The organism is Yersinia pekkanenii, from assembly GCF_001152565.1.
GTDB classification, from domain to species: Bacteria; Pseudomonadota; Gammaproteobacteria; order Enterobacterales; family Enterobacteriaceae; genus Yersinia; species Yersinia pekkanenii.
This window is the reverse complement of record NZ_CQAZ01000066.1, coordinates 1-12,266: the sequence shown is the minus strand read 5'-3', so window position 1 is coordinate 12,266 and position 12,266 is coordinate 1. Positions and strand designations below refer to the sequence as shown.

The following is a 12,266-nucleotide window of genomic DNA, read 5'->3' as shown; positions in this document are numbered from 1 at the left end:
CCCGCCGATGCCAGTACTCAATCCATGACGGGCTGCTGGTGAGGATATTCAGGCAATAACCATCAACTTTATGAGAGTGAACGCCACGGATGAAACCATTGTTATCTGCTGGACGTGATGGACATAGCGACTCATGGTACTCATGGGATACCTTCGCTTTACCACTGAACCCAGTATCGCTATCAGCTTCACGGACTGGCACACCAGAACGTAGCCAGACCAGCCCCTGACCGTTATGACGCAAGCCTAAATCCGTTAATGTGCAAACGCGATTATTAACGGCTGACCAGTCACCACAAATAACGTTACGACGAATTTCGTTAATACCGTTCGCCATGTTTTGGGCGTAGGGGTATCCGTCACGGCTATTTGCCATGTTTTGAATAGTCATATTTTTATGCTCCGTTATGCGGCGGCCGGTGTGTCCGGGTATAAATATAAGATGTCGCTAATTTCATTCTTGGTTAATTGCTGGTGGCCGTTATATAAGGCGTTGTAATTAACTAACTGAATAACGAGCAGAACGTCATGGCGGCTTGCCAAGCGATAACGGAAGTGACTCCCAATATTATCAGGATTGCGCTCGTCAATGCGTTCTAGACGAATATTGAGAAGGCGCTCAAGTTCAGTCGCATAATTACGGCCAGATGATAAACGCGCATATTTGAGAATATCGTTTTCTGTCCAGCCCTCAATGCCGGTGCGCATCATGTAGCAGCGTGCGCGGTGCTTCTTCGGCGGTGGCTTAATATGATGAGCAGCGGTATTATCGTTGGCGCTAACCTGTCCGATAATGCCCGCCTCAGTGCGGGTTTTCTTTTGCATTATGCAGCCTCCCCGCGCGATTCAGCGATACGCTGATTAATCCACTCGTCAATTTCACTTTCGATAAAAGCAATAGAACGTGTGCCGATTTTTACGGACTGGGGAAAACGCTGTTGGCTGATAAGGCGGTAGATCCACGCTTTACTGTAACCAGTTCGGCGTTGGACTTCTGATAGGCGGATAAGGGATTGAGACATAATAACTCCTGTTTTCGGTACTGGTCAGTGATATACCTTGGTGGACAGGAGATACTTTAATCAGAAGAAAAAATATAATAAGCTGGAATTAAAAAAATAGTTTACTTCGAGATTTCTTCGTTTTCTTTCTTTAGAAAATACATTCATGAAAAAATCTCGATTTCTAATTAAACCTAAATTCGTAGATTTTTTCTCATTATAAATCTCTACGCATTAGCTCTGAAATTTTTGTCGAGCCTAGCTCTTTATCTTTATTAAGATATAGGCGAAGTAGGCGAGTATATTTATCTTCCATTGCCTCTAGTGCAAATGGCTTTATGGACTCCTTTATAGCTTGAGTATCCTTAGGGTCATCATCAAAAACCAGTAACGATATCATAGGATTGGTTATTTCCTTGCCGGATACTTTGGCCCAAAGAAGCAGGTCAAGTATAGGAAGAACCCTATTAGAAATTAGTTTTTGTAAGGTTTTTACACCAATTCTTTTTTGTGCCACATGGTCTTTTTCAGGAAGAGAGAGCTGCGCCCTCCATAAAGGGAGGAGGTGTGTCATGCTGGTGATAATTTCATCATCAGTAGCATCATCCAAATCAATTGAAGTTAGCAATCTATTACTAAGGCAATCATCAATATTACCAGTAACGCTTGCAAGCAGCGCATTAGATTTTATGTAGGTATTTTCTTCATCTCTTTTAAAAAAGCCCTGCTCAATAGCAGCAGACGAGTACATGGATAGTTCAGTGAATGTAACTGGACTCACACCCTCTCTTGAAGAAAGTCTCGGTAATTCCCCATATATATTTCTTAAAGAAGGAGCCTGACCGTTTATGTAACGAACTAACTCCGCGCTCTCTAGCTCTTCTTGGTTGAGGATTTCAATATTAGGATCACCACTGAAAATCCTGTTATATTTTATTTGGTATTCATTCTCAAAAATATCCGAGTCATCATCTAAATCGCGGAATAAATAATCTCTCCACTCCAGTTCTTTAATCAAATCTATTAACGTTAAGTTATGCAAAAACGCATAGTTTTTCATATTGAACCATGATAATTCTTTTTTTGTCGCCTTCCCCATACGCCACCTCATACCCTCATTAAACTAGGGACTATGCCAGCCCGTAGAGGTGTACGGGTTTTCGGGGATCAGCCTAGACATAGCCTTATCTCTTAACGTCTACTATAGTCTACCACTGTAGTTACATCCAGCATCACGATTTTTTACCCACCAGCTTCGCAAAATCAAACGGGGTGATATGCGCAACCTTGCTGGCATCCAGATAATCAGCCCACCACTGGAGCATTAACTGACGTTCTTCAATGTGCTCAGAAGTGTGTATGTAGGCAGCCCTGACGCTATTGCGCTCCACATGGCTTAACTGTCGCTCTATTGCGTCATCACTCCAGAGCTTTGACTCCCCAAGAGCGCCACGCGCCATCGTCCTGAAACCATGCCCGCACACTTCTGTTTTGGTGTCATAGCCCATACCACGGAGGGCATTATTTACCGTATTTTCACTCATTACTTTTTTGGGGTCGTGGTCGCTGGGGAAGATAACCTCACCTTTGCCGCTGAGGTTGTGCAGTTGTAGCAGTACATGCAGTGCTTGTTTACTTAGAGGGACGGTATGATCTGTTTTCATTTTCATGCCGCGGCTTGAATGCTTCACACCCGCTATAGGTTCGCGCTTGCCGGGAATATTCCAGACGTCCTTTTGAAAGTCGACCTCAGCCCAACGAGCAAAGCGCATCTCACTGGAACGCACAAAAGTAAGGAGCGTAAGTTCTACGGCTAGACGAGTGATTCTACGGCCTTTGTAGCTGGATAATCTGGCAAGGAACTCGTTTATTCTGGCTGGAGGCAATGCGGGGTGATGTGTCGCTTTAGTTACACTCAGCGCGCCAACCATATCACTAGCTGGGTTAAATTCCAGAACGTCATTCTGTACCCCAAAACGCATAATCGCCGTTACACGTTGCTGTAATCGCTGCGCCACATCATGCTTTCCAGCAGCATCAACCAACTTGATAGGTGCCAACAACTGGCTGGTTCTCAATTTTCTTGCATCTAATGCGCCAATTGCAGGGAAAATATATTGTTCCAGCCCCCGCAAAACTTGCTTGCTGTGGTCTTCACTCCACGTAAGCATGCTCGCATGCCACTGGCGAGCGATGGTTTCAAATAAAAATGCCCCCTCCGATTCAGATTGTGCCCCTTTTTGCTCGGCTTTTGGGTCAATACCCTGTGCCAGTTGCTTTTTAGCGTCATCACGTTTCGCCCTGGCATCAGCTAGACCAACTGCGGGGTATACGCCAAAAGCCAGCCTATCCTCTTTCTTGTCGGAGGGGCGGCGGTACTTCATGCGCCAGTATTTAGAGCCACGCGGGGATACTTCCAGATACAGACCGCCACCATCAGCCATCTTGTAGGCTTTATCCTTTGGCTTTGCAGTCTCGATTTGACGGGCATTTAGTTTCATTTTGGGGGCATAATTTCCAATCGAAGTTATATGCCCCCGATTGTGCCCCCTGAGTGGGGTTGATTGCAATAGACGTGAATAGACCTCAAAATAACGTGAAGCCTTGCTGTGACTGGATTTTAGACATAAAAAAAGACGTCCGTAGACGTCTCTTTACATACTAATGGTGCCGAAGGCCGGAATCGAACCGGCATGCCTCGCGGCGGTTGATTTTGAGTCAACTGCGTCTACCGATTTCGCCACTTCGGCACTGAAGTAGTATGCGGAGAACGAGGTGAATTATACCTACCAATGATCCGTATGCAACTGTTATCCCATCGAGTTTAGTCTAAGTGTCGAAAAAACCGCCATCAGCGCCGTTTTAGCAGCAAATAAATACTGATAAGAAGGAAAAGCATACTCGGTAACAGCGCACCAAGTACCGGCGGAATGTTGTAAACCAAACTGAGTCGCCCGAAAACCTGATCCAGTACGTAAAAAACAAAACCAAAGAAAATGCCGGTGACCACCCGAGCGCCCATGGGTACGCTGCGTAATGGGCCAAAAATAAATGATAATGCCATCAACATCATGACCGCTACAGAGAAGGGAGCAAATATCTTTCCCCACATATTCAGTTCGTAGCGATTGGAGTCCTGACCACTTTGCCGTAGGTATTTACTGTAATCGAATAACCCACTGAAGAGAGCGAATCCGGATCCATCGCCACTACACCCAGCTTCTCGGGTGTCAGATTGGTCTTCCACTCACCGCTCAGCGTCTGCGAACCGGTAATCTGATTCGGATTACTTAAATCAGATTCATCAACCTGCGATAAACGCCAAACATTGTTATCCTTTTCATAGGTTGCAATCGCCGCATAACGTACGGAAAGCAGGCGATCCTGTTGATCAAAATGATAAATGTTAACGCCAGTCAGCTCTTTCTCACCGGAAACCCGTTGAATATAAATAAAGTCAGAGCCGTCTTTTGCCCACAAACCAGACTGGGTTGATAATAGCGAGCCACCGTACATCTGTTGTGCACGGAAGTTACGTGCCATCTGCTCGCCTTGTGGTGCGACCCACTCGCCAATAGCCATGGTCAACAACACCAATGGGATGGCGGTTTTCATTACCGACGCGGCGATTTGCATACGGGTAAAGCCTGACGCCTGCATAACCACCAACTCACTGCGACTGGCTAACCCCCCCAACCCCAGCAATGCCCCTAACAGGGCCGCCATCGGGAAGAAAACTTCAATGTCTTTGGGGATGCTCAGCAAGGTGTACATGCCAGCAGATACCGCTGAATAGTCACCCTGCCCGACTTTACGCAACTGATCGACAAATTTGATGATACCCGACAGCGACACCAGCATTAATAACGTCATCAGGATGGTATTGAGGATAGTCCGTCCAATATAACGGTCTAATACACCAAACATCAGGCAGCACCTCTCAATCGAGCACGTAACTTACGAGCCGGCAGGCCATCCCACAGGTTCAATATCACCGCAATAGCTAGATAAGCCCCATTCACCGTCCACATCCAGATTAGCGGGTCAAGCTTGCCGTTCCCTGCATTAGAACGCAGGGAACTCTGCAACAGAAAGAAGATCAAATACAGCAACATCGCGGGCAACATGCTAAGGACTCTGCCTTGGCGTGGGTTGACCACGCTCAGTGGCACCACTAATAACGCCATAATGATAACCGACACAATCAGTGTCAGACGCCAGTGAAACTCAGCGCGGGCGTCGGGTTCATTCGAGCGCCATAATTGTTCCATATTCATCTGCTCGGCCACGTTACTATTTTGCTGCACTTCTTGATGGCCAATAATTGCCTGGTAGTCGACAAAATCGGTAATACGGAAGTCGCGTAACAACGCAGTGCCTTCATAGCGGGTACCTTTGTTCAGGATAACCACTTGTGAACCGTCAGGTCGTTCGGTCATATGACCCCGGTCTGCTACGACGACAGAGGGGCGCTGATTACCGTTTGGCCGCAATTGTGCCAAAAATACACGGTTAAACTCTTTGCCCGTCACATTACCGATAAATAAGGCTGAATTGCCATCATTTGAAGATTTAAACTGCCCACCAGCCAAAGCAGCCAGGCTTGGGTTCGCACGGGCGTCGTTCAAGACTTCATCTTGATGTTTAGAAGACCAAGGACCTAGCCAGATAGTATTAACCGCTGCCAACGCAGAAGTAACAAGTGCCAGAATCACAGCGGCCATAATCAGGGATTTTTTGCCCATGCCGCAGGCATGCATCACGGTGATTTCACTATCCGTGTACAATTTACCTAAGGTCATCAGCAGGCCAAGGAATAGGCTCAATGGCAGGATAAGTTGTGCCATTTCCGGCACACCAAGCCCTAAGAGGGATAAAACCAAGTTTGTTGGGATTTCACCATCAACCGCAGCGCCTAATATCCGTACTAACTTCTGACTAAAGAAGATTAATAGTAGGATGAACAGAATCGCAATTTGGCTCTTAAGTGTTTCCCGTACTAGATATCTAATGATGATCACGCTAATACGCCTGTGAAAACTTGTCTTTTTGCAGGAAAATCGATAGTTTCATCGTTAATCCGCCATTTATTCTCATCATATGGCAACCTTCACAGCTAAAATAGCATTACAGCATCTAGCGTTTAGGTGTCCTATAGGAACATGCCTATAGTCGCCAAAACAAAACAACTTATGCCGTTAAGGTTAACACACGTCGTTAACACAACGGAGAGAGATCGTTGCGGAGCGCTACATTCTAGCGGTAGCTCCCGCCTTTGTCTTTAAGATTCAGGAGAGTGCATGGAGTTCAGTGTAAAGAGCGGCAGCCCGGAAAAACAGCGCAGTGCCTGTATTGTAGTCGGCGTTTTCGAACCTCGTCGTCTATCTCCAATTGCCGAACAACTCGACAAAATTAGTGATGGCTACATCAGCGCTTTATTGCGCCGTGGTGAACTTGAAGGCAAAGTCGGGCAGACGCTGTTACTGCACCATGTGCCGAATATTCTCTCCGAGCGCATCTTGTTAATTGGCTGTGGCAAAGAGCGTGAGCTTGATGAACGCCAGTACAAGCAAGTGATCCAGAAGACCATCAATACCCTTAATGACACCGGTTCAATGGAAGCAGTCTGCTTTCTAACTGAACTGCATGTTAAAGGCCGCAATACTTACTGGAAAGTGCGTCAGGCGGTAGAAACAGCCAAAGAAACGCTTTACACCTTCGATCAGCTTAAAAGTAATAAAACCGAGCCTCGTCGCCCGTTGCGTAAAATGGTGTTCAACGTACCAACCCGCCGCGAACTGACCTGCGGGGAGCGCGCAATCCAGCACGGTTTGGCGGTGGCATCCGGTATCAAAGCCGCTAAAGACTTGGGCAATATGCCACCAAACATCTGTAACGCTGCCTATCTGGCTTCTCAGGCGCGCCAACTGGCCGATGCGTTTAGCACCAATATCATTACTCGCGTCATTGGTGAGCAGCAGATGAAAGAGCTAGGCATGCACTCTTATCTGGCTGTTGGCCATGGTTCGCAGAATGAATCATTGATGTCAGTGATAGAATATAAGGGTAATCCGAACCCTGACGCTAAGCCAATTGTGCTGGTGGGCAAAGGGCTGACCTTTGACTCCGGTGGTATTTCCATTAAACCTGCCGAAGGCATGGATGAGATGAAATACGACATGTGCGGCGCTGCAACCGTCTATGGTGTAATGCGTGTCGTCGCTGAACTGCAATTGCCATTAAACGTAATTGGTGTGTTGGCAGGTTGTGAAAACATGCCGGGTGGCCGCGCGTATCGTCCAGGTGATATTCTGACCACCATGTCCGGCCAGACAGTTGAAGTGTTGAATACCGATGCTGAAGGCCGGCTAGTGTTGTGCGATGTACTGACATACGTTGAGCGTTTCGAACCTGAGCTGGTGATTGATATCGCGACACTGACCGGCGCTTGCGTCGTGGCATTGGGTCATCACATCACCGGTTTGATGTCGAACCATAACCCATTGGCTCACGAGCTGATTGGGGCGTCCGAACAAGCTGGGGACCGCGCATGGCGTTTGCCATTAGGTGATGAGTACGCCGAGCAACTGGACTCCAATTTTGCTGATATGGCAAATATTGGTGGTCGGGCCGGTGGGGCCATTACTGCGGGTTGCTTCCTGTCGCGCTTTACCCGTAAATATAGCTGGGCGCATCTGGATATCGCAGGTACCGCCTGGCGTTCAGGTAAAAACAAAGGTGCGACCGGCCGGCCGGTCGCGTTGTTGTCGCAGTTCCTGCTTAACCGTGCAGGGCTAAACGGCGACGATTAATCGCCTGATATATTCCATTTGATAGACACCCAAAGTCATTGGAGTTGCAGGTAGGCTGCCAGCGAGCTCATCCCGATGAGCTGACACAAGTCAGTGATTCGGGGGCGTGAGCGTAGCTAATACCCCTGTGGCTTCACGTACCAAGGGTGCAGAGAACCTATGAAAAACGCCACCTTCTACCTGCTCGAACACGACACGCCCGCTGGTGAGCTGCGCGCTCATGAAGCCTTGGCCTGCGAGGTTGCCGCTGTTCGTTGGCGGGCAGGCAAACGGGTGCTAATCGCTTGTGAAAGCCAGGAACAGGCCCAGCGGCTGGATGAAGCCCTGTGGCAACGCGCGCCAGAGCAATTTGTGCCACATAATCTGGCCGGTGAAGGGCCAAAATATGGCGCGCCGGTCGAGCTTGCCTGGCCAGAACGGCGTGGTAATGCCCCCCGCGACCTACTAATTAGCCTGCTACCTGAGTTCGCAGGTTTTGCCACCGCTTTCCATGAAGTGGTAGACTTCGTCCCTTACGAAGAAAATTTGAAACAGTTGGCGCGCGACCGATATAAGTCTTATCGCAGCGTCGGCTTCCACTTGACCACGGCAACGCCGCCAACTAATTGAACTAAAAAAGAAAATGGAAAACACACCTTCTAATATCGACAAAACTGAGCCGTCCCTCGATAAGACATACAGCCCGCAAGAAATCGAGCAGCCGCTGTATGAACACTGGGAAAAACAGGGCTATTTCAAGCCAAACGGCGATACCAGCAAAGAAAGCTATTGCATCATGATCCCGCCGCCGAACGTGACTGGCAGCCTGCACATGGGCCATGCTTTCCAGCAAACTATTATGGATACCTTGATCCGCTACCAACGCATGCAGGGGAAAAACACCCTATGGCAGGCGGGTACTGACCATGCAGGTATCGCGACCCAAATGGTCGTTGAGCGCAAGATTGCCGCAGAAGAAGGCAAAACTCGCCACGATTACGGCCGTGAAGCGTTTATCGACAAAATCTGGCAGTGGAAAGACGAGTCAGGTGGCACCATTACTCGTCAGATGCGCCGTCTGGGTAACTCCGTGGACTGGGAACGTGAACGTTTCACCATGGACGATGGCCTGTCCAACGCAGTTAAGGAAGTGTTTGTCCGCCTGCATAAAGAAGATCTGATTTACCGTGGCAAACGTCTGGTGAACTGGGATCCGAAGCTGCGTACCGCTATTTCTGATCTGGAAGTAGAAAACCGCGAGTCCAAGGGTTCGATGTGGCATCTGCGTTACCCACTGGCCGATGGTGCCAAGACGGCCGAAGGCAAAGATTACCTGGTGGTCGCCACCACCCGTCCGGAAACCGTGCTGGGTGATACCGGCGTTGCAGTAAACCCGGAAGATCCGCGTTATAAGGATCTGATCGGCAAAGAAGTGATCTTGCCGCTGGTTGGCCGCCGCATTCCGATCCTCGGTGACGAACATGCCGATATAGAGAAAGGCACCGGTTGCGTGAAAATAACCCCAGCGCACGACTTTAATGACTATGAAGTCGGTAAGCGCCACTCCCTGCCTATGATTAACATTCTGACTTTCGACGGTGATATCCGTGCTGAAGCTGAAGTGTTTGATACCCACGGTGAAGCCACCGATGCATGCAGTGGCGCGATCCCAGAACAGTTCCAGGGTCTGGAGCGTTTTGCTGCCCGTAAGGCGGTAGTGGCTGAGTTCGATAAACTCGGCTTACTGGAAGAGGTTAAACCGCACGACCTGACCGTGCCTTATGGCGACCGTGGCGGCGTGGTTATCGAACCAATGCTGACCGACCAATGGTATGTCCGCACCGCACCGCTGGCCAAAGTGGCCATTGAGGCGGTGGAAAACGGTGAAATTCAGTTTGTGCCTAAGCAATACGAAAACATGTATTACTCGTGGATGCGCGACATTCAGGATTGGTGCATCTCCCGTCAACTGTGGTGGGGCCACCGTATCCCGGCCTGGTATGACGAGCAAGGTAAAGTATATGTTGGCCGCGATGAAGCCGAAGTGCGCCGCGAAAATAATCTGGGCGCAGATGTGGCTTTGCGTCAGGACGAAGACGTGCTGGATACCTGGTTCTCATCCGGTCTGTGGACATTCTCCACACTGGGCTGGCCTGAGCAAACCGAGGCGCTGAAAACCTTCCATCCGACCAGTGTTGTGGTCAGTGGCTTCGATATTATTTTCTTCTGGATTGCCCGCATGATCATGCTGACCATGCACTTTATGAAAGATGAAAATGGTAAGCCGCAGGTGCCGTTTAAAACCGTCTACATGACCGGCCTTATCCGTGATGACGAAGGGCAGAAAATGTCCAAGTCGAAAGGTAACGTTATCGATCCACTGGATATGGTTGACGGTATCTCGCTGGAAGCGTTGCTGGAAAAACGTACCGGTAACATGATGCAGCCACAACTGGCAGAGAAAATCCGCAAGCGCACCGAGAAACAGTTCCCGAATGGTATTGAGCCGCACGGTACCGATGCCCTGCGCTTTACGCTGGCAGCATTGGCCTCAACTGGCCGTGATATCAACTGGGATATGAAGCGCCTGGAAGGTTATCGCAACTTCTGTAATAAACTGTGGAACGCCAGCCGCTTTGTGCTGATGAACACCGAAGGGCAAGATTGTGGTCAGAATGGCGGCGACATGGTGCTGTCACTGGCTGACCGTTGGATCCTGGCTGAATTCAACCAGACCATCAAAGCCTACCGCGAAGCGATGGACACTTACCGCTTCGATCTGGCCGCGGGTATTCTGTATGAGTTCACCTGGAACCAGTTCTGTGATTGGTATCTCGAGCTGGCCAAACCGGTAATGAACAGTGGTTCAGAAGCTGAATTGCGCGGCACCCGCCATACCTTGATTGAGGTACTGGAAGCATTGCTGCGTTTGTCGCACCCGATCATGCCTTACATCACTGAAACCATCTGGCAGCGGGTGAAAACCCTGAAAGGCATTACTGCTGATACCATTATGTTGCAGCCTTTCCCTGAATATGATGCCAGCCAGGTCGATGAAAAGGCCCTGAGTGATTTGGAATGGATCAAACAAGCTATCATTGCGGTGCGTAATATCCGCGCTGAAATGAACATCGCGCCAGGTAAACCGCTGGACGTGATGCTGCGTGGTGCCAGTGCTGAAGCTCAGCGCCGCGTACTGGAAAACCAGAGTTTCATCCAGTCGTTGGCCCGTTTGTCTTCTCTCACGTTGTTAGCTGATGGTGATAAAGGCCCAGTATCAGTGACCAAACTGGTTGAAGGTGCTGAAGTACTGATCCCGATGGCTGGTCTGATTGACAAAGCTACCGAACTGGATCGCCTGGCAAAAGAAGTGGCGAAGCTGGAAGCTGAAATTGAGCGAATCGAAGGCAAGTTGAGCAACGAAGGTTTTGTGGCGCGCGCGCCACAAGCCGTGGTAGCCAAAGAGCGTGAAAGAATGGCAGCTTGTGCTGAAGCCAGGCAGAAGTTAATTGAACAGCAGGCAGTAATCGCTGCACTGTAACTCAATCTGACATGAAGTAAGCACTCACTGGGGGCCATAATAATTTGGCCCCCAGTTTTTTTACCATTGCATTAATTCAGTGTCATACCCTAAATAATTCGAGTTGTAGGGAGGCGGCTAGCATAAATACCGATGAGCTTACGCAGTCAAGTGATTCGGGTTATTGAGTGCAACCAACGCACATACAGCTTGAAGTATGACGGGTATAGATGTTATTACAGATTATTACTAAGATATTACCAATCGATTTATAGAGTGCTACGCCATGACCACTGCCACACCGATCTGCCTGCGGGTACGCCCCATCCTCGCCGCAGATAATCTCGCTATTGCCAATGTTATCCGTGAAGTTTCGGCTGAGTTCGGTCTAACCGCAGATAAAGGCTATACCGTGTCTGATCCTAACCTGGATCACTTATATGAATTATATAGCCAGCCACACAGTGCTTACTGGGTGGTTGAGGTGGACGGTAATATCGCGGGTGGCGGCGGCGTAGCACCGCTATCTGGCGGTGAAGCAGATCTTTGTGAATTGCAGAAAATGTATTTCCTGCCAATATTGCGCGGTAAAGGTTTGGCCAAGCAATTGGCGTTGCAGGCGTTGGCGTTTGCTCGTCAGCAGGGCTTTGGCCGCTGCTATCTGGAAACCACTGCCAGCCTGACCAGTGCCGTAGGCTTATACGAAAAATTAGGTTTTGAGCACATCAATGGCCCGATGGGAAATACCGGCCATGTAGACTGCGAAGTAACCATGCTGAAAACATTATAATTATCAGGGCGCATCAAGCGCCCTGATAATATTAGCTGGCAAATGCCGCTAACACAGCTATAGCACCAAGAACAAAGGAAAGTCCTCAACGTCATTGGCGCTATAGCAAGGCAGCAAACGAGCAAATCCCGATGAGCTGACTCAAGTCAGTGATTCGGGTGAGT

At 49.0% G+C, this 12,266-nt stretch carries 9 protein-coding genes, 1 tRNA gene and 2 pseudogenes; 4 read left to right on the top strand and 8 right to left on the bottom strand.

The features are described 5' to 3' along the window. The 8 genes and pseudogenes from AEP37_RS20935 to lptF all read right to left on the bottom strand — a co-directional run. A pseudogene (locus AEP37_RS20935) lies at positions 1–391 on the bottom strand (hypothetical protein); the annotation flags it as partial. A gap of 14 nt (positions 392–405) precedes the next feature. Continuing rightward, complete coding sequence (locus AEP37_RS20930; RefSeq protein ID WP_049615161.1) at positions 406–825, bottom strand: hypothetical protein; 420 nt, start codon at positions 823–825, stop codon at positions 406–408. Further along, positions 825–1,022 (bottom strand): helix-turn-helix transcriptional regulator, encoded by a 198-nt coding sequence (locus AEP37_RS20925; RefSeq protein WP_049615160.1) that lies wholly within the window; start codon positions 1,020–1,022, stop codon positions 825–827. The genes AEP37_RS20930 and AEP37_RS20925 overlap by 1 nt, the downstream gene beginning before the upstream one ends. Before the next feature lie 196 nt (positions 1,023–1,218). Beyond that, positions 1,219–2,100: a DUF6387 family protein gene (locus AEP37_RS20920; RefSeq protein ID WP_049615159.1), complete on the bottom strand. Its 882-nt coding sequence runs from the start codon at positions 2,098–2,100 to the stop codon at positions 1,219–1,221. A gap of 133 nt (positions 2,101–2,233) precedes the next feature. Further along, positions 2,234–3,502, bottom strand: a complete 1,269-nt coding sequence (locus AEP37_RS20915; RefSeq protein WP_049615158.1) for a tyrosine-type recombinase/integrase — start codon at positions 3,500–3,502, stop codon at positions 2,234–2,236. 164 nt (positions 3,503–3,666) lie between these two features. Beyond that, a tRNA-Leu gene (locus AEP37_RS20910) sits at positions 3,667–3,751 on the bottom strand. A gap of 101 nt (positions 3,752–3,852) precedes the next feature. Then, positions 3,853–4,928 (bottom strand): annotated as a pseudogene (gene lptG / locus AEP37_RS20905) (LPS export ABC transporter permease LptG). Next, on the bottom strand, positions 4,928–6,022 hold the full coding sequence (gene lptF / locus AEP37_RS20900; RefSeq protein WP_049615157.1) for an LPS export ABC transporter permease LptF: 1,095 nt from the start codon (positions 6,020–6,022) through the stop codon (positions 4,928–4,930). The pseudogene lptG and the gene lptF overlap by 1 nt, the downstream one beginning before the upstream one ends. Before the next feature lie 279 nt (positions 6,023–6,301). Between lptF and pepA the strand changes: the two genes are divergently transcribed. The 4 genes from pepA (at position 6,302) to AEP37_RS20880 (ending at position 12,102) form a co-directional block, all read left to right on the top strand. After that, complete coding sequence (gene pepA / locus AEP37_RS20895) at positions 6,302–7,813, top strand: leucyl aminopeptidase (protein WP_049615156.1); 1,512 nt, start codon at positions 6,302–6,304, stop codon at positions 7,811–7,813. Between the two features lie 159 nt (positions 7,814–7,972). Further along, positions 7,973–8,422, top strand: coding sequence for a DNA polymerase III subunit chi (locus AEP37_RS20890; RefSeq protein WP_049615155.1), 450 nt, complete (start codon positions 7,973–7,975; stop codon positions 8,420–8,422). A 13-nt stretch (positions 8,423–8,435) separates the two neighbouring features. Further along, positions 8,436–11,333, top strand: coding sequence for a valine--tRNA ligase (locus AEP37_RS20885; protein WP_049615154.1), 2,898 nt, complete (start codon positions 8,436–8,438; stop codon positions 11,331–11,333). Between the two features lie 265 nt (positions 11,334–11,598). After that, a complete protein-coding gene (locus tag AEP37_RS20880; RefSeq protein WP_049615153.1) occupies positions 11,599–12,102 on the top strand; it encodes a GNAT family N-acetyltransferase in 504 nt (167 codons plus the stop codon). The last annotated feature ends 164 nt before the right edge of the window (positions 12,103–12,266 follow it).

Bases quoted from the DNA above. Each gene is read 5' to 3' on its own strand.
- AEP37_RS20930 (WP_049615161.1), bottom strand. From the start codon at position 825: ATGCAAAAGAAAACCCGCACTGAGGCGGGCATTATCGGACAGGTTAGC.
- AEP37_RS20925 (WP_049615160.1), bottom strand. From the start codon at position 1,022: ATGTCTCAATCCCTTATCCGCCTATCAGAAGTCCAACGCCGAACTGGT.
- AEP37_RS20920 (WP_049615159.1), bottom strand. From the start codon at position 2,100: ATGGGGAAGGCGACAAAAAAAGAATTATCATGGTTCAATATGAAAAAC.
- AEP37_RS20915 (WP_049615158.1), bottom strand. From the start codon at position 3,502: ATGAAACTAAATGCCCGTCAAATCGAGACTGCAAAGCCAAAGGATAAA.
- pepA (WP_049615156.1), top strand. From the start codon at position 6,302: ATGGAGTTCAGTGTAAAGAGCGGCAGCCCGGAAAAACAGCGCAGTGCC.
- AEP37_RS20890 (WP_049615155.1), top strand. From the start codon at position 7,973: ATGAAAAACGCCACCTTCTACCTGCTCGAACACGACACGCCCGCTGGT.
- AEP37_RS20885 (WP_049615154.1), top strand. From the start codon at position 8,436: ATGGAAAACACACCTTCTAATATCGACAAAACTGAGCCGTCCCTCGAT.
- AEP37_RS20880 (WP_049615153.1), top strand. From the start codon at position 11,599: ATGACCACTGCCACACCGATCTGCCTGCGGGTACGCCCCATCCTCGCC.